Here is a 17178-nt window from a genome sequence, read left to right as displayed (position 1 = left end):
TTTGCAAAGTATATATACTATCGCCGTTTCGTCTTGTCCTATCCCTCATACTATATATTAGTTTTAAGGAAAGGGGGGAAGCGTATGTGTAACGACCACGATCATTGTTGTAATAATGAGCATAAGAATTGTCATCCTACTTGCCACAAACACCATCATCGCTGCAAAAGAATGCATCATAAATGCCACCATAATTGCCACGAATGCCATCATCGCTGCAAAAAAAAGCATCATAAATGCCACCATAATTGCCATGAATGCCAACATTGTTGTAAACAGGAACAGGATATGTGCCAGCATAATTGCTGTAAATGCAATCATTGTTGTAGAAACAATTTCCATAGCTGTTGGTAGTTCCTGTCACACCAATAAATACCAACACTTATTTGACAACTTCTATGCAATAAAAATCGTTGTTGTTAATGGCGCTGAAGCTCACTTATTAGTGAGCTTCTTTTTATTTCACTCAAAATCACTGTGGCAACGATGGGATAAGGAATTTTAAAAATTGTTGAGGGGAAAACAGCGCCTGCTTTTTTATTTATTATAATTGTGAAATTAGTGTGAAACTTCCTAGTATACCGTGTTTTATATCACGCTTTTTAATATACTAAAATCATAGGTACATAGTAATCATTGCAAGCAACAATACAGAGAGGGTTGAAAATATGTACAACCAGTTTTTAAAGGGAATCCCTTTTCTTAAAGATTTGCCTGACCACGTAATTGGCGATTTAAGTGCAAAGGTAAAAATAGCTACATATAAAAAAGGTGAATTTATTTATCATGAAACTGATCTAGCCAAAGCTGTATTTTTTGTAAAAAGTGGATTGGTCAAAATTAAAACAATTAACCATGAAGGAAAGGAATTTGTAATCTCTATTAAACGGGCAGGCAATGTTTTTGCAGAGACCTCTCTATTCGTTGACAAGCCCGCAACGTATTCCGGAACTGCAAAAGCCACTGAAAAGACGGAAGTTTTATTCATTCTGTCCTCGGATTTAGAGGAAATTATCTCTATGAATCCTAGTTTAGCTGTTGAAATTATACGTATGATGGGTAAACAATTACGTTTCTCTACTTCTATTTTACGTGATGTTGCTTTACTAGATATCTATAGCAAAACGGTTAAAACGATCGAACGGTTGGCTCATGAATTCGGAACGAAAACGAATGACGAAGTTAAAATTGAAGTTCCCCTAACTATACAAGATTTAGCTAATATTATTGGCTCTACTCGTGAAAGTGTAAGCAGAGTGGTTTCCAAATTAAAAAAGCAGGACCTAGTCACGGTTGATGAAAAGACGATTATCATCAATAACTGGGATGATTTTAGAGAAATGTTTGTAAACTCTTAATATATTCTTAACGTCAGGCTCTTAGGGCCTGCTTTTTTTATTATATATAGGAATATGATAAAGTAAGCATAGTATAATAATGAAGATGGAAACCAATTTACATTTAATGCCATTGTCTGTCTTGATAGTATTGTTGAATTAAATCAAAGGATACAGGCTTTTTGATTTTTTGTGACTCTTGTAATCAATTAAGACGCAACATGATCCTTATTTAAACCATCTAATGCCTCATAAATCTCTGCATCCAGTTTTTCAGCTAATTCTTTTTTGTAAGTCTTTTCATACTCTGGCTCTACTGTAATTTTTCCGCCGTAAAACATAACATCTTCAACAGATTCAACATCTACTGAGAAAGTTTGAATTTTAATCGTTTTGTCAAATGACTCTGTTTGATAGACTTTTCCTTTGATAGCATAGCTGCTTCCTGCTCCGATTACTCCCAAAATGACATTTGGATTTTTTTCAATGTTCTCAATAACAGAGGCTTTAGCCCCTACTGCAAAATGAACTTGTTCACCAGTTGGATTAGCTAGCACCCATGAAATAGAACTTAAATGTGGGGCATCATTTCCCGCATCAACTGTAATTAAAGATACAAGTTTTCCTCCGTTTAACGATTGAATTAATTCCTCAGTTAGTTTTTCCATGTATATCTATCCTTTCTTTGTGCGTTTCTAATTAAAATTTACTTTAAATAAATAATAAATAAACTTTAAGATAATTACAAATATTTTATACTTTTTAATTTATAAACTTTCATTAGTGAAAATGGACCGTTCCCCTATCATTTATCACAAAACTCAACTTCACACTTTCTTCAAAAAAAAATAACAACGTTATCACTATTGAAAAGAATATTTCTGATATACTATATTAAGACGTTTAAAAAACTATTTGAGAGGTATATAAATGAACAAAACTAAGAACTCACCATTTAAATTGATTGTGATTCTGACACTTGTAATCGTCGCTACAATGGTTGCATTAGTTTTTGCAAATGGTAGTACAAATTCAACTTCCACTACAGAACAAACATTTGATAAGGCCCCATCAATTGAGGGGCAACCTATTTTAGGTGATCCCAATGCTCCTATAACTGTTGTTGAGTTCGGTGATTATATGTGTCCAGCATGCAAAGCTTGGGGACAAGATTATTTTCCTGCATTGATGGATGAATATATTAATACTGGAAAAGTAAAATTTGTCTATGTAAATGTCATGTTTCATGGAGAAGAATCTATACTAGGATCTCTGGCAGCTGAATCTATTTATAAGCAAAATCCTGAAGCATACTGGCAGTTTCATAAAGAATTGTTTAATTCACAACCAACCGATGAGCACGAAGCTAGTTGGATTAATAATGACCTGCTTTTGACTATAGCTAATTCTATTCCAACTATAGATACGGATAAATTACAAAATGATCTTGCCCAACAATCAGCCATGAAAGAAATTGAAATAGACAAAAAATTAGTGGAAGATTACAAAGTTGAGTTTACTCCGAGTATTATGGTTAACGAAACGATGCTTGAAGATCCATTTGATTACGAAAGAATTAAGACCTTGATTGAACAAGAACTTGATGGTAAATAAAGATGAGCAATAAATTACCTATGCACAAAAATCAAATACTTCTTTACACGGCATGGCTCGTTTCGATTGTAGCTACCTTGGGAAGTCTATACTTTAGTGAAATACGTGGTTTTATACCATGTGAACTTTGCTGGTATCAACGGATTTTAATGTATCCTTTAGTGTTAATCTTAGGAATCGGGACATTCCAAAGTGATATTTCAGTGAAGAAATTTGTTCTTCCGATGTCTCTATTCGGTGGGGCTATTTCATTCATGCATTACTTGGAACAAAAGGTTCCGGGATTCGCCGGTATTAAACCATGTGTTAAAGGCGTTCCTTGTAGTACAGAATACATTAACTGGCTAGGATTTATTACAATTCCATTCCTCGCTTTAACCGCTTTTACGTTAATATCAATACTTTTGATTTTAATGAAAACAAAAAAATAATATTTTAACAATACGAATAATAGAACGCTCAAGCCTTTAAAAGGATGAGCGTTTTTGCTTATCGTTTTACCTAAAAACCTTTTTAGAATGGAGTCATTATTTTCCACTGGTAGCTTCGTTAACTAATTCCACAACTTCTTTTGTAGTACCCATCTGTACTGCCTTTTCTACTAATTTTCCCATATCTTTTTTAGAAAGACGGAGTATTTGCGAGCGTGCCTTTAGAATTGAAGACGAACTCATCGAGAATTCATCTAGACTAAGTCCAAGTAATAATGGAATTGCTGTTTCATCTCCAGCCATTTCACCACACATTCCAACCCATTTCCCTTCGTGATGAGCTGCATTTATCACCATTTTTACTAATCGCAAAATAGCAGGGGAATATGGTTGATATAAGTAAGAAACCCGTTCGTTCATACGGTCGGCAGCCATTGTATACTGAATTAAATCATTGGATCCAATACTGAAAAAGTCAACTTCTTTCGCGAATTGATCTGCCATTAATGCAGCTGAAGGAATTTCGATCATGATCCCCAGTTCAATATGATCTCTAACCGCAACTCCGTCATCAATCAACTTTTGTTTTTCTTCCTGTAAAATCTTTGTTACTTCGCGGAATTCGTCCAATGTCGCAATCATTGGGAACATGATTTTTAGGTTACCGTAGGTACTGGCTCGAAGTAAGGCCCGCAACTGAGTGCGAAATATGTCTTTCCTTTCAAGACAAAGCCGAATGGCACGAAAACCAAGAAATGGATTCAATTCCATTGGCATTTCTAAGTAGGGCAACTCCTTATCACCACCAATGTCAATTGTTCGGACCACCACTGGTTTCCCATTCATTGCTTCTAAGACAGCTTTATAAGATTCAAATTGTTCTTCTTCAGATGGGAGTTGACTCCTCCCCATGTATAGAAATTCCGTTCTAAATAGACCAATCCCTTCGGCACCATTATTAATTACACTTTCTAAATCGTTTGGTGTTTCAATATTGGAGGTCAATTTGACCTGGTGACCATCAGCTGAAATTGTAGATTCCTGAATAAATTTCGTCAATTCTAATCGTCGATTTTCCAAACGGATTTGTTCATTTTCATAATAGGTAAGCGTTTCTGGTGTAGGATTAATATGGACCTCCCCTTTTATCCCATCAACTATGATTAGGTCCCCATTTTCAATTTCTTCAGTTGCTGTTTTTGTGCCAACTACTGCAGGGATTTCCATGGAACGAGCCATGATTGCGGAGTGGGAGGTTCGTCCCCCCATATTAGTGGTAAAGCCTTTAATGAATGTGTGGTTTAGTTGTGCCGTATCCGAAGGTGTTAAATCCTCTGCGACGATAATCACTTCTTCAGAAACCAAACTAAGGTTAACTGCTTGGGTGCCTAATAAATGTATGAGAACCCGTTTTACCACATCATGAATATCTGCTGCTCGTTCCTTCATATAATCATTATCCATTTGCTTAAACATTGAAATATGCATATCCACCGTTTCCTGCAAGGCCTGCTCTACATTCACTTTTTCAGTTTTAATTTTTTCTTCTATTGGTAATATGAGTTCGGGGTCAGTTAGAATCAGCAAATGCGCTTCAAATATTGCTGCCTTAATCCCATCCTGATCTGTTTTTGATTTTTTATGAATGGCCACGACTTCTTCTTTAGCGATGGACAATGCTGCACGGAAACGTTCAACCTCCATTGCTGTATCTGTTATTGTTTTTTTATCAAATGAAAGGTCTGGTTCAACTAACTTGCAGGCTTTCGCAATTGCTATACCTTGCGAGGCAGCAATCCCCTTTAACACACTCATAATCGTTCTCCCTTATAGGCGCTTTCAAATTACTTCCCTTATTTTTCGAAAAAAATAATTAAATATTCAATGGAGGGCTCAAACAACTAAAAATGACTATCCAGTGGACAGTCATTCTTAAAAAGAAGTATTAATTATAAATCGTTAATTACGATATAAGATGCTTTAAATGGACCGTGAACACCAACAACTAATTTTAGTTCGATATCTGCTGAATTACTAGGACCACTAATAAAATTAACACAAGACGGCACATAACCTGTCTTTTCATATACTTCTCTTATTTTTTGGGCACCTTGTGTCATTCGTGCGACAATTGAACTTTTCGGAATAAGTGCAATATAAGTTGAAGGTAGGAAGCCCACCGTCCGGCCTCTTTCTTTATCACTAAATAATACAACCGTTCCCGATTCAGCAAGAGTAACTTCACTTATTGTAATCCCAACATTGGCATTCTCTGCTACTTTTACATTCTCGTCGCCTTTTGTGTAATCCCATTCATGAACATCGATATTTTGATTCGGCCATTCTTCTTTAATAAGAGGATCGAGTCCCCATTCGGTGAAACGGTCATCCTTCCATTTCACAATAGGGCCGCCACCGTATTCGTTTACGACTTTGGTAAGTACTTTGGATAAATCTTTTATATCCGTTATATATAGACTTGTGTGGATCTTTTTACATTGCTCTTTTAATATATCAAGGAGTTCATCCTGTGTAGCATCATGAAATACTTTATCCTGTGGCCGATATTTCCAAGTTGGGCTTTCAATTTGCGAAGATACCCTAGAACGCCCAAGTTGGCCGGCGATTTTATTTAAAAATTTATCACGATTTTGGATTGTCCCAAACATTACTTTTTCCCTCCTTTTTCACGGTTCTTAAACCAGTCCCTAAATCTTACTTTATTTGGTGCTGGGAACTCACGAATTTCCGTCCATGCCTTTAATGGACCGGCGCCTTTTGAGATTTTATCTCCGACGGTAAAAGGACTCATTGCCGTAGGGGCAACTTTAGAGCCAAGTTTATATAATGTAGGTGACGCAGCACCCAGACCAAATGCTTTCATAGCGAGTTTTTCTGAAATCGGTGCTTTCCCTTCTTTTTCAACGATAATTTCCCGATGCTTGTGGATAAGCTGATGCAACGGAATTTTTACCGGACAAACCTCAGTACAGGCCCCGCAAAGTGTTGATGCATATGGAAGTTCTTTGTATTTATCGTAGCCACCAAGGAGCGGTGATAGCACTGCCCCAACCGGCCCGGAATAAATAGAGCCGTAGGAATGTCCGCCAATATGACGATAAACAGGACAAACATTTGCACAAGCAGCACAACGGATACATTGCAGTACAGACTGGAACTCTCCACCAAGAATGTCGGATCGACCATTATCAATAATCACTAAATGAAATTCTTCCGGGCCGTCTACAGCCCCTTCTTCTCTTGGACCTGTAAGTACTGTGACATAGCTTGGAAGCTTCTGTCCGACCGCACTTCTGGTCAGCATCGAAACTAAGACTTCCATTTCTTCGAAGGTTGGAACAAGCCGCTCCATTCCCATGACCGTAATTTGCGTTTTCGGCAAAGACGTTACTAGATCTGCATTTCCTTCATTCGTTACCAAACAGACGGAGCCTGTTTCAGCTACCGCAAAATTGCAACCCGTAATCCCAATATCAGCCGTTAAATATTCCTGACGCAACATTTCTCGAGCATGCCATGCCAATTCTTCATGGTTGGCCGACTTTGTATAGCCGAGCTTTTTTGTAAAAACATCACGAACCTGTTCTTTATTTTTATGAAGGGCAGGGGCAACAAAGTGGGAAGGTGGATCGTGATCGTCTACCTGCAAAATGTATTCCCCAAGATCAGTCTCAATGACCTGACATCCCTCAGTCTCCAAAGACTGATTTAAACTAATTTCTTCGGTTACCATTGATTTCGATTTTACAATTTTCTTAGCGTTTTTCTTCTTAACCACTTCTTGGATATATTCAGTAGCCTCTTCCTTTGTTTGTGCAAAAAAGACATGACCACCCCGTTTTGCAACATTTTCACTTAATTGCTCCAAGTAATAATCTAAATATTGGAGCACATGCTGTCTGATTTCTTCGCCATGGTTGCGCCATTCTTCCCAATTTCCAAGTTCTTGGACAGCCAGCTGTCTTCTTGCTTCAATGCTGTCCTGGGCACTTGCTACAGCCCCCCGCATAAAATCATTATGAATTCCTTTATCAACCCGTTCATTAAACGGTTGATTCCCTATTTCAATCGGCATCGTTACTCCTCCTTTTCGTTAACGGCTGTTTAAAATTTCTGCAATATGCATAACCTTAATTGGTTTTCCTTTTCGCTCAATCCGTCCACCGATATTCATTAGGCAGCCTGCATCGGCACCAATCAAATATTCAGCACCCGTTTCCTCTACATGCTGTACTTTTTCATCAACCATCTGCTCTGATATTTGTGCCATTTTAACGGAGAAAGTACCACCAAAACCACAGCATTTTTCTTTACCTGGCAGTTCGGTAAACTTTAGGCCCTTGACATTTTTTAATAAAATCATTGGAGGTTCTTTAACCCCTAATAGACGTGTCATATGACAAGATGTGTGATATGTAGCCGTTCCTTCAAATCGTGCCCCTACATCCTCCACTTTTAACACTTCGACGATAAATTGGGTTAGCTCATATGTTTTATCTGCCAGTTGTTTCGCCTTTGGTTCCCAGACGGGATCCCCAGCAAATATATGAGGGTATTCCTTGAACATATACGCACAAGAACCTGAAGGGGACACCACATACTCAGCATCCTTAAATGTTTCAATCATCAGCTTCATCGCTTCTTTTGATTCTTTAACATATCCGCTATTATAGGATGGCTGCCCACAGCAAACCTGTGATTCTGGAAAGTCGATCTCACAGCCAAGCCTTTCTAGCAATTCAACGGTTGCTTTTCCTACATTGCTTTGAAACATATCGACTAAACATGTAGCGAACAATGATACCTTCATTTTTTCCAACTCCCTACTTCTCTTCTTATAGGATAATCAGGTCATCTGATGACTTAATTATAAAAAATCTTATTGCTAAAATTATGATACAACAAATGTTTAGACTTTTTAAGATGTTTCCGAAAAAAACTGATCGCGATTGGGAAAATCGTTAAAGAAGATTTTCATTATGATTAAAATATTGCTTTAACATATCCTCCACATTTTCAAGGTGTCGAAGCATCGTCTGTCTAGCTTCTTCCTCTTTTTCCTCCTTAATTGCTTTAAAAATATCCATATGCTCTTTGTAAAGACGGTCAAGATTACTATAGTTTGAGAAAATCCATACTTTGCGAATTTCCTTCATACTTTCACCCATGAGTCCTGAAACTTGATTCATCAATTGGATTAATAAAGGATTATTTGATGCCTCTGTTACTGCTAAATGAAACTGTAAATCAGCCGTTTCGCCAAGCTCCTTATTCGCATTTTTCATGTTGTTTAGCGCAGCTTCCATTGAGTCGAGCTGTTCAGTTGTTCTTTTTTTAGCAGCAGCCGCCGCGGAACCAACTTCAATAATTTTTCTGACTTCCAGCAAATTGAAAATATCCTGTTTATTCATGAGAATGGCCATCGATAATGGAAAGGTAATATTGTTAGTATCAAATTGTTTTACATAGGTGCCCTCTCCTTGTTTCATTTCAACAAGTCCCATTGCCCTTAAAGAGGTTAAGGCTTCGCGTATAGCAGACCGGCCTACCTGGAAGTTTTCAGCCAACTGCTGAACAGATTCAAGTTTGTCCCCCGGTTTTAATTTACCGGAGCGGATCATTTCATGAATAGCTTCGGCGACTTCCTCATAAATTTTCTTTGGTTTAATTTTTTTGTAATTCATTTCTTATTTCACCTCCTGCATTCAATTAATACATTATTCTTTTTTATCTTACCCGGTATTTTTGTGCTTGTCACCTGTAAAAAAGATTAAAATCCTCTATTGTGATTTTTTTACTTGAGTCTTATTAAGTGTTTAACTTAATGAAAAAAACTGCACCCACTTTATATTTATAACAAAATAGGCACAGTTACTTACATTAAATTTTTAGTATAGTAATGTTAGGGGGTTGGAGTAATCGTTACTGTTTTAATAGATGTAAAAAATTCAATTGCAGCTTTACCTTGCTCCCTTGAGTGTGAACTTGATTGTTTCATACCTCCAAAAGGTGCTTGAGGCTCTACTCCTGCAGTTTCTCCATTAACCTTTACCATTCCGACCTCAATATCATTAACAAATTCTAAAGATTTTGATAGATCCCTTGTAAAAATGGCTGCACTTAAGCCAAATTCAGTATCATTCGCTTGACGTATAGCCTCTTGATAATCGGCAACTTTAATAAGACAAAGAACGGGACCAAAAATTTCCTCTCGCGCAATCGTCATATGATTTGTAACATTTTCAAAAACAGTCGGCTCCACATAAAATCCTGCCTTATATTCAGGGCCTTCAGGAATGCTACCACCATAAAGAAGTGTTGCACCTTCTTCTTTTCCTTTATTAATGTATGATAATACTTTTTCCTGCTGTTCTTTTGTAGCTAAAGGACCCATATACACATCTTGTTCCAATCCATTTCCTATTTTGATAGATTTTACTTTATTTAAAACTCGTGTTTTAAAATCTTCATAAATTTCTTGGTGAACAAATACCTTACTCGTTGCTGTACATTTTTGCCCAGTATGTTTCATAGCACCATTAACAACTAATTCTGTAGCTAATTCCAAATTTGCATCATCCAATACAATTGCAGGATTTTTGCCCCCCATTTCCAATTGATATTTTGATCCACGGTTAATAGCTGCAATTGCCACCTTTTTGCCAATTTCATTTGATCCAGTAAATGAAATTGCATTTATACCATTGTGGCTCAAGAAATAATCCCCAATTATGGACCCTTTTCCTGTAACGAAATTTAATACTCCTGCTGGTAATCCTGCTTCATCAAATACTTCAACAAGCTTTGCTGCAGTTGTCGCAGTTTCTGTTGCAGGTTTAAAAAACACTGTATTTCCGTAAATAAGTGCAGGAGCAATTTTCCAAATTGGAATTGCAATTGGAAAATTCCAAGGGGAAATGACACCGACAACTCCCACTGGTGTTCTTGTTGTATAAAGAAGATTTTTACTGTTTGCAGATGGAATAACTTCACCGACTTTATTTAAACCTTCTTGTGCATAATACCTTAGGATAGTGGCAGCACGTAAAACTTCACCTTTTGTTTCGGCAAGGGTTTTGCCCATTTCCTTTGTTGCTGTTTCAGCAATTTCAAGTAAACGTGATTCCATAATGTCAGCCGCTTTATTTAAATAATCCCCTCTTTCTACAGAAGAAATATTCTTCCATTGTTTTAAAGCAGTCACAGCTGCATTAACTGCATCGTCTACATCTTCTGTTGAGGAACTCTGTACTACCCCCACGATTTCTTCAAAATTTGCAGGGTTCTTACTTTCAATAACTTCACTATTTTTCCCTTCAGTCCATTTTCCGTTTATATAATTGCCAAAGCTCAATATTTTATTTTGTTGATTTATGGTCATACTACCTCTCTCCTTCTACAATTTTTCCAACAATTTAACTAAAAGAGCCAGCCGTTTTGCAATTTTATCCTTTTCAATATGTTCATAGACAGCGTGTGCCCCATCTCCAATTGGACCCAGACCATCTAATGTTGGGATTCCTAAAGCAGCAGTTAGGTTACCATCACTTATGGCACCAGTAGAGGTTTCTTCTAACTCATACCCCAATTCTCTTGCAAATTGTTTAGCTTTACTATATAGATCAACAATACCATCTGTCCTGTCTAGTGGAGGACGTTTAACAAGCGTATAAATATCTAGTTCTGCTCCTTCTAATACCGGTGTTAATGATTCTATTTCTTTAATTAATCTTTCACTTTCTGCATTAGTTGGAACTCGCGCATCTATCTCTAACACCGCCTTTGCAGGGATAACATTTGTACGAGTTCCCCCACTTATTACACCACAACTAACGGTTGTACCGACTTTATAATCCGTTAGCCTTTGAATTTTAATAACTTGATTTGAGATTTCTTCGATTGCGTTTATACCTTTTTCGTGATCCATTCCAGCATGTGAAGCTTTTCCTTTTGCTGTTACCTTAAAATATAGAATGCCTTTGCGTGCTGTTAGAACAGCCTCACCTACACCGCCTTCAAGTATTAACACATACTCTGATTTTAAAGCCTCTCTATTTATAACTGATCTGGAAGTTGTACTATTTATTTCTTCGTCAGAGTTAAATAAAAATGTGATTGGTCTCTTTGTTTTCTTATTAAGATCTTGGATAATCTTCATTGCTTCAATTGCAAACACAACAGCACCTTTCATATCAAAGATGCCTGGACCGTAAATTTTATTGTCTTCAACCTTAAAAGGCATATCTGCTAAGGTTCCTTTTTTCCAAACAGTATCCATATGGGCAATAACAAGGATTGGTTTTAAAGTGTTATCCTCACCAGGCCATCTGGCAATGATATGATCACCACGATCTTCAGCCCCCGAAGGCTCAATTTCAATTTCTGCACCTAATGAGTTTACCTTCCTTCTTATTAATTCACCTACTTGGTTAACTGCTTCCCGATCTGTTGTTGGTGACTCTATTTCAATAATTTCTTTAAAAAAGTCTATTATTTCATCTTGATACTCAGTTTCTATTAATTTTATTAAATCTTCTGTCTCAATTCTCATCTTCCCTCTCCCTTCCTTAGTTAAAAGTTACATTAGTTATTTATTAATTGTTGTTTATGTTTTGTACGAATTGATTCAATCGTAGCTTTAAATGAAATTTTATTTGGATCACATACAACTTCTATTAAAGCCGGTTTATTTGAACGCATGGCTTCTAGAAAAACTTCTTCAAAATCAGCATCACAGGTCACACGGGCACTGAATACTCTAAATGACTCGCCAAGCTTTTTAAAATCTGGATTTCCTAATCTTGTGCCGATTACTCTTTCAGGGTGATGCATCTCTTGATGCATTCGAATCGTGCCATACATATTATTATTAATTACAAGGGAAATAATAGGGACATTATAACGGACTGCAGTTTCTAATTCCTGCAATGTCATCATAAATCCTCCATCACCAGATAATGAAACAACCGGACATTCCGGCCTTGCAAGTTTAATTCCAACAGCTGCAGGAACTCCATATCCCATCGCACCTGATATCGGTCCAATATATGTTTTTGGATGATTAAATTGATAAAAATTGTGAAGCCATCCTGAGAAATTACCGGCATCATTCGTAAAGATTGTATTTGTAGGTGCATGCTTTTGTAACACAGCAATAATTTGCTTCAGATCTACTTCATCATGGTGCTTTTCTTCTTTAATACCACTGATAGTCTCATAGACTGAACGTCTTTCAGCAGCCCAATTTTTCCATTGTTGTGGTATACATACAACATCTTCTGCTGCTAACAGCGACTCTAGAGCCTCATTTGCATCTGCAACCATACCTACTACTGGTGAGTAGACTTTTCCGATTGTATTAAAATCGATATCAATGTGAATAATTTTTTGATTATTAGAGATGACTGAATAGCCTTGTGTTGTAACTTCTGAAAAACGAGTACCAATTGCCAAAATGCTATCCGCTTGCTTGATTGTATCAAGGATTTCTACCGGTGTACCTAAGCCAGAGTGTCCAACATAGAGTTCATGATTATTCGGAAATACATCATGACGTCTAAATGAAGCAAGTACAGGTACATTATATTTTTCAGCAAAACGCAGTAGATTTTCTTCTCCATTGGAAGCAATTACTCCACCACCAGCAATAATCAAAGGACGCTCCGAATTTTTTAATACTTGTAAAGACTGTGAGATTTCAAGATCTGCAGGTTTTGGTTTTGGGTTTGTTATAACTGGACCAAATACCATTTCAGCTTTTTGAGACAGAACATCGGCCGGTAATGAAACAATTACTGGCCCTGGTCTACCTGTTCTCGCAATACGGAATGCCCTTTGTACTAATTCAGGTGTTCTTTCGACATCTCTAATTTCAACAGCCCATTTGCATATATGTTGGAAAAATTGGTCTAACTCAACCTCTTGGAATCCTTCACGGCCACGGAACTTGCTATCAACCTGCCCTAAGAAGACAACCATCGGTGTTGAATCTTGGTGTGCAGTATGTACCCCGATGGATAAGTTTGCCCCACCAACGCCTCTAGTTGCCATCGCTATACCTGGTTTACCAGTTGCTTTCCCATAGGCCTCTGCCATGAAAGCTGCCCCACCTTCATGTCTGTTCGAAATAAGCTGTATGCTTTCTTCTTCATAAATAGCATCTAATAGTTCTAAGTAGCTTTCACCTGGGACACAAAATGCATGTCTAATCCCTTCCAATTTAATACACTCTACGATCGCTTGTGCGCCCGTCATTACTTTTTTCATAATAGATCTCCTCCTGCTAATCCATTTTAATAGCAACCATCATTTCAATTTCAACTGGTGTACTTCTCGGCAATTCAGCAGCTCCAACTGCAGAGCGAGCATGTCTTCCTTTCTCACCAAAAATCTTCTCTATTAAATCTGATGCAGCATCAATTACTTTCGGTTGTTGATTAAAACCTTCTGCAGAATTAACAAATCCTGTTACTTTTAGAAATCTATCTATTCGGTCAAGGCTACCTAACTCCTGCTTTAAACAGCTTAATCCTTGTAAAATACAAATTCGTGCTGATTCCTGTGCTTCTTCAAGCGATACATTCCCGCCTACTTTCCCAGTTAACTTCACTTCACCGTCTACTTTTGGAAGTTGACCACTAACATAAGCAACACCATTATGAACAACAACAGGAACATATATAAAAGAAGGAGTCGCAGCTTCAGGTAATTCATATCCTAGTTCATGTAATCTTTCTTCAAACATTTTGTTTCCTCCTTAATGTATCAAGGTAATCCTCACAAGCTTCTTTAACAGAATATTTTGGAGTATAGTTGAGTTCATTTTCAATTTTAGAAGTATCCATTAATGGATATACAGTAGCCCCAGAATCCGTTATATTAAAGCTTAATTTATAATTAGGCATATAGTTTTTCACTATATTTACCATTTCTTCTAAAGTTGTAGTGTGACTCTTTACATTATAAATTTCACTCAACTTTTTCTCTGTAATAGCAAGTTGATAAAATAAGTCAGAAACATCCTTTACATACATCAAATCAACTAATTCAGGCCCACCTTTTATTAATACTTCCTCTTTCGAATGGCTATTTTCAAACATATCAACTAATGCTCCACCAGCACCTTTGTACCAACGACCCGGACCGTAAACGAGTGGAAGCCTAATTGAAACAACCTCAAGTCCATATTGATTGCGGTAATACTTTGTCATTAATTCATCCATAACTTTAGTAGAGCCATAGAATGTTTCAGGGTTTCTGGCAGACTTTTCATCTACTAATTTATCACTATACCAATTTGCTGGTGCATAAACAGTACTCGAGCCAGACCAAAGTACCCTTTTTACTCCTGCCTCTTTTGCAGATTCCAATACATTATAGAATCCGTTAATATTTACATCGATAGCTTTTTTTGGATTATCCTGTGCAGATTTTGCCAATCCATCTTTTCCTGCCCCATATGCTGCTAAATGTACTAAGACATCAGTCTGATTTTCATTTAGAGCAACAGCAAGGTTATCATATTCCAAAATATCGCCCTCAAGGGTCGTTATCCGGTCCTGAATGTCCTCAATTAAATTTTCATTTAATTTAAGACCGAATAATGTAACATTATGATTGTTTTCAACAAATTCTCTCGTAATATGAGAGCCGACAAATCCATCGCCACCTATAATAAATATATTCATATCGTCACCCCGCTAATAGTTTGATATTGTAATGGACTAGTTCTTAATTCCATCTAGGTTTAATTCTTTTGCAAAATGGCAAGCAACAAAATGTTCCGACTCTTCCATATTTCCTTCATTTATATTGTGAAACTGTGGTTTCTCTGAACGACAAATGTCCTGGCTATACGGACAACGAGTATGGAAACGGCAACCACTTGGTGGATTATCTGGATTGGGTACGTCACCTTTAAGTACAATTCTTTTTCGATTTCTCTGAATACTGGGATTTGCAATTGGAATAGCAGAAAGTAATGATTCAGTATATGGGTGCAGTGGTTGCTCAAATAAGGTTTTCTTATCTGTTAATTCCACTATCTCACCTAAATACATTACTGCAATACGATCACTTATATGTTTAACTACACTTAAATCATGGGCAATGAAAAAATATGTTAAATTAAATTTTTCTTGAAGATCTTGTAATAGATTAATAATTTGAGATTGAATGGATACATCAAGAGCCGAGACGGCTTCATCACAGACGATAAATTCAGGATTTAAAAGCAATGCTCTTGCAATTCCTATTCTCTGTCTTTGGCCCCCGGAAAGTTCGTGTGGAAATCGCTTTAAATATTCAGAATCTAGTCCAACAATTTCCATTAAATCGTTGATACGCTTTTTTCGTTCTTCAGGTGTTCCTAAATTATATAATCGAAGGGGCTCCTCTAATATGGTCCCAATTTTCATCCGAGGATTTAATGAAGAATATGGGTCTTGGAAAATCATTTGCATCTTTCTTCTTAATTTTCGAATCTCATCCTTACTTAGATCAAAGATATTTTTTCCATCGTAATATACTTCGCCGTTTGTAGGCTGTAATAATCGTAAAAGCGTCCTTCCTAATGTGCTTTTTCCACAACCAGATTCACCTACTACACCTAAAGACTCGCCTTTTTTTATAGTAAATGACACTTGATCAACAGATTTTACCCAACCTCTTGTTCTGGATAATAAGCCACCTTTTATGGGGAAATATTTTGTCAAATTCTTTACTTCTATTAATGTTTGTTGCAGCTCCATTTAAATCCCCCCTATTCCAGCTGTTTGATTTTGTGAAACATTAATACTATCGCTTTCGTGTAACCAACAACTTGCACTTCTTCCATCGGCAAATGTTGTTAATGGAGGTTCAACCGTTTTGCATTTTTCCATTGCATGTGGACATCGTGGGGCAAAATTGCAGCCCAATGGTCTGGACTTAGGATTTGGAATAGCACCTCCAATTGTATTTAGCCGCTTCTCGTCAAGATCTAAACGTGGAATCGATTGTAAAAGCCCCATTGTATAAGGGTGCTTTGGATCTTTAAAGATTTCCTCAACAGGTCCGGATTCAACAATTTTACCCGAATACATGACGGCTACTTTATCTGCCATATCAGCAATAACACCCATATCATGCGTAATCAACAGAATCGATACGTTCAATTTTGAGCGTAACTCTTTTATTAATTCTAAAATCTGGGCTTGGATTGTAACATCCAATGCTGTTGTAGGTTCATCTGCAATTAGTAACTTAGGATGACAAGATAATGCCATTGCGATCATAACCCTTTGTCTCATCCCTCCAGATAATTGATGCGGATACTGATTTACCCTTTTTTCCGGAGATGATATTCCCACCAATTTCAAAATATTAATCATCTCTTCATCTATCTCTTTTGGTCCAAGTCCTCTATGCAATTGGAGAACTTCCCGAATCTGTTTTCCAATTGTATAAACCGGATTTAATGATGTTAATGGGTCCTGAAAAATCATCGATATTTCTTTCCCACGAATTTTTCTAATCTCTGAATCTGATAACTTTAAAAGGTCTTTCCCTTCAAAAAGGATTTTGCTTTCAGGTTTAATGGTTGTTTTACCTTTCTTAAGCAATCTCATAATTGAAAGAGAGGTTACACTTTTTCCGCTTCCACTCTCTCCAATTACACCTAAAATCTCCCCCTCATTAATACTGAAACTTACACCCTCTATTGCTGAAACATCACCTTTGGGTGTATGAAAAATTGTGTAAAGATCTTTCACTTCAAGAATAGGCTTGGTCATATA

General features: G+C 36.9%; 17 protein-coding genes. 3 read left to right on the top strand and 14 right to left on the bottom strand.

All coding sequences use genetic code 11. From position 1 onward, the window contains the following. Positions 1 to 63: 63 nt before the first annotated feature. A complete protein-coding gene (locus BAZO_RS17095) occupies positions 64 to 342 on the bottom strand; it encodes a hypothetical protein (RefSeq protein WP_004432100.1) in 279 nt (92 codons plus the stop codon). A gap of 326 nt (positions 343 to 668) precedes the next feature. On the opposite strand from BAZO_RS17095, the gene BAZO_RS17090 reads away from it, so the two are divergent. Beyond that, positions 669 to 1358: a Crp/Fnr family transcriptional regulator gene (locus tag BAZO_RS17090; protein WP_004432097.1), complete on the top strand. Its 690-nt coding sequence runs from the start codon at positions 669 to 671 to the stop codon at positions 1356 to 1358. 188 nt (positions 1359 to 1546) lie between these two features. Here the strand turns inward: BAZO_RS17090 and BAZO_RS17085 are convergent, their stop codons facing one another. After that, the gene (locus BAZO_RS17085) at positions 1547 to 2005 is read right to left on the bottom strand and encodes a PNPOx family protein (RefSeq protein ID WP_004432088.1); all 459 of its coding nucleotides are present in this window, start codon (positions 2003 to 2005) and stop codon (positions 1547 to 1549) included. 262 nt (positions 2006 to 2267) lie between these two features. On the opposite strand from BAZO_RS17085, the gene BAZO_RS17080 reads away from it, so the two are divergent. Then, positions 2268 to 2951 carry a DsbA family protein gene (locus BAZO_RS17080; RefSeq protein WP_004432086.1) on the top strand — a complete coding sequence of 228 codons (684 nt, stop codon included), beginning with the start codon at positions 2268 to 2270 and terminating at the stop codon, positions 2949 to 2951. A gap of 2 nt (positions 2952 to 2953) precedes the next feature. Continuing rightward, positions 2954 to 3382: a disulfide oxidoreductase gene (locus BAZO_RS17075; RefSeq protein WP_004432083.1), complete on the top strand. Its 429-nt coding sequence runs from the start codon at positions 2954 to 2956 to the stop codon at positions 3380 to 3382. Positions 3383 to 3478: 96 nt separating this feature from the next. On the opposite strand, the gene ptsP is transcribed toward BAZO_RS17075, so the two are convergent. The 12 genes from ptsP to BAZO_RS17015 all read right to left on the bottom strand — a co-directional run bounded on the left by ptsP (position 3479) and on the right by BAZO_RS17015 (position 17175). Further along, on the bottom strand, positions 3479 to 5197 hold the full coding sequence (gene ptsP / locus BAZO_RS17070; protein WP_004432080.1) for a phosphoenolpyruvate--protein phosphotransferase: 1719 nt from the start codon (positions 5195 to 5197) through the stop codon (positions 3479 to 3481). A 134-nt stretch (positions 5198 to 5331) separates the two neighbouring features. After that, a complete protein-coding gene (locus tag BAZO_RS17065) occupies positions 5332 to 6051 on the bottom strand; it encodes a LutC/YkgG family protein (protein WP_004432078.1) in 720 nt (239 codons plus the stop codon). Beyond that, complete coding sequence (locus tag BAZO_RS17060; protein ID WP_004432067.1) at positions 6051 to 7478, bottom strand: LutB/LldF family L-lactate oxidation iron-sulfur protein; 1428 nt, start codon at positions 7476 to 7478, stop codon at positions 6051 to 6053. Before BAZO_RS17060 ends, BAZO_RS17065 begins: the two co-directional genes overlap by 1 nt. Before the next feature lie 18 nt (positions 7479 to 7496). Further along, on the bottom strand, positions 7497 to 8213 hold the full coding sequence (locus BAZO_RS17055) for a (Fe-S)-binding protein (protein ID WP_004432055.1): 717 nt from the start codon (positions 8211 to 8213) through the stop codon (positions 7497 to 7499). 151 nt (positions 8214 to 8364) lie between these two features. After that, positions 8365 to 9087, bottom strand: a complete 723-nt coding sequence (locus tag BAZO_RS17050; RefSeq protein WP_004432052.1) for a FadR/GntR family transcriptional regulator — start codon at positions 9085 to 9087, stop codon at positions 8365 to 8367. A 218-nt stretch (positions 9088 to 9305) separates the two neighbouring features. Further along, the gene (gene gucD / locus BAZO_RS17045; RefSeq protein ID WP_004432051.1) at positions 9306 to 10784 is read right to left on the bottom strand and encodes an alpha-ketoglutaric semialdehyde dehydrogenase GucD; all 1479 of its coding nucleotides are present in this window, start codon (positions 10782 to 10784) and stop codon (positions 9306 to 9308) included. A 15-nt stretch (positions 10785 to 10799) separates the two neighbouring features. Next, positions 10800 to 11954, bottom strand: a complete 1155-nt coding sequence (locus tag BAZO_RS17040; protein ID WP_004432049.1) for a M20 family metallopeptidase — start codon at positions 11952 to 11954, stop codon at positions 10800 to 10802. A 32-nt stretch (positions 11955 to 11986) separates the two neighbouring features. Next, positions 11987 to 13669: a thiamine pyrophosphate-dependent enzyme gene (locus BAZO_RS17035; protein ID WP_004432047.1), complete on the bottom strand. Its 1683-nt coding sequence runs from the start codon at positions 13667 to 13669 to the stop codon at positions 11987 to 11989. A gap of 16 nt (positions 13670 to 13685) precedes the next feature. After that, positions 13686 to 14147, bottom strand: a complete 462-nt coding sequence (locus tag BAZO_RS17030) for a RidA family protein (protein ID WP_004432045.1) — start codon at positions 14145 to 14147, stop codon at positions 13686 to 13688. After that, positions 14140 to 15090 carry an NAD-dependent epimerase/dehydratase family protein gene (locus tag BAZO_RS17025; RefSeq protein ID WP_004432041.1) on the bottom strand — a complete coding sequence of 317 codons (951 nt, stop codon included), beginning with the start codon at positions 15088 to 15090 and terminating at the stop codon, positions 14140 to 14142. Before BAZO_RS17025 ends, BAZO_RS17030 begins: the two co-directional genes overlap by 8 nt. A 36-nt stretch (positions 15091 to 15126) precedes the next feature. Further along, positions 15127 to 16152, bottom strand: a complete 1026-nt coding sequence (locus BAZO_RS17020) for an ABC transporter ATP-binding protein (protein ID WP_004432040.1) — start codon at positions 16150 to 16152, stop codon at positions 15127 to 15129. Beyond that, entirely contained in the window at positions 16153 to 17175 is a 1023-nt protein-coding gene (locus BAZO_RS17015; RefSeq protein WP_004432037.1) for an ABC transporter ATP-binding protein, read from the bottom strand. Between the last annotated feature and the right edge of the window lie 3 nt (positions 17176 to 17178).

Origin of the sequence: Schinkia azotoformans LMG 9581, from assembly GCF_000307855.1 — a bacterium.
Classification (GTDB): domain Bacteria; phylum Bacillota; class Bacilli; order Bacillales; family Bacillaceae_J; genus Schinkia; species Schinkia azotoformans.
Note: the sequence above shows the minus strand (reverse complement) of the source record. Positions and strands in the feature narration are given on the sequence as shown.

Excerpts from the sequence above, each read along its gene's own strand:
- BAZO_RS17050 (WP_004432052.1), bottom strand. The coding sequence starts at position 9,087 with ATGAATTACAAAAAAATTAAACCAAAGAAAATTTATGAGGAAGTCGCC.
- BAZO_RS17025 (WP_004432041.1), bottom strand. The coding sequence starts at position 15,090 with ATGAATATATTTATTATAGGTGGCGATGGATTTGTCGGCTCTCATATT.
- BAZO_RS17020 (WP_004432040.1), bottom strand. The coding sequence starts at position 16,152 with ATGGAGCTGCAACAAACATTAATAGAAGTAAAGAATTTGACAAAATAT.
- BAZO_RS17065 (WP_004432078.1), bottom strand. The coding sequence starts at position 6,051 with ATGTTTGGGACAATCCAAAATCGTGATAAATTTTTAAATAAAATCGCC.
- BAZO_RS17075 (WP_004432083.1), top strand. The coding sequence starts at position 2,954 with ATGAGCAATAAATTACCTATGCACAAAAATCAAATACTTCTTTACACG.
- BAZO_RS17040 (WP_004432049.1), bottom strand. The coding sequence starts at position 11,954 with ATGAGAATTGAGACAGAAGATTTAATAAAATTAATAGAAACTGAGTAT.
- BAZO_RS17095 (WP_004432100.1), bottom strand. The coding sequence starts at position 342 with ATGGAAATTGTTTCTACAACAATGATTGCATTTACAGCAATTATGCTG.
- BAZO_RS17035 (WP_004432047.1), bottom strand. The coding sequence starts at position 13,669 with ATGAAAAAAGTAATGACGGGCGCACAAGCGATCGTAGAGTGTATTAAA.
- BAZO_RS17055 (WP_004432055.1), bottom strand. The coding sequence starts at position 8,213 with ATGAAGGTATCATTGTTCGCTACATGTTTAGTCGATATGTTTCAAAGC.
- BAZO_RS17030 (WP_004432045.1), bottom strand. The coding sequence starts at position 14,147 with ATGTTTGAAGAAAGATTACATGAACTAGGATATGAATTACCTGAAGCT.
- BAZO_RS17085 (WP_004432088.1), bottom strand. The coding sequence starts at position 2,005 with ATGGAAAAACTAACTGAGGAATTAATTCAATCGTTAAACGGAGGAAAA.
- ptsP (WP_004432080.1), bottom strand. The coding sequence starts at position 5,197 with ATGAGTGTGTTAAAGGGGATTGCTGCCTCGCAAGGTATAGCAATTGCG.
- gucD (WP_004432051.1), bottom strand. The coding sequence starts at position 10,784 with ATGACCATAAATCAACAAAATAAAATATTGAGCTTTGGCAATTATATA.
- BAZO_RS17060 (WP_004432067.1), bottom strand. The coding sequence starts at position 7,478 with ATGCCGATTGAAATAGGGAATCAACCGTTTAATGAACGGGTTGATAAA.
- BAZO_RS17015 (WP_004432037.1), bottom strand. The coding sequence starts at position 17,175 with ATGACCAAGCCTATTCTTGAAGTGAAAGATCTTTACACAATTTTTCAT.
- BAZO_RS17090 (WP_004432097.1), top strand. The coding sequence starts at position 669 with ATGTACAACCAGTTTTTAAAGGGAATCCCTTTTCTTAAAGATTTGCCT.
- BAZO_RS17080 (WP_004432086.1), top strand. The coding sequence starts at position 2,268 with ATGAACAAAACTAAGAACTCACCATTTAAATTGATTGTGATTCTGACA.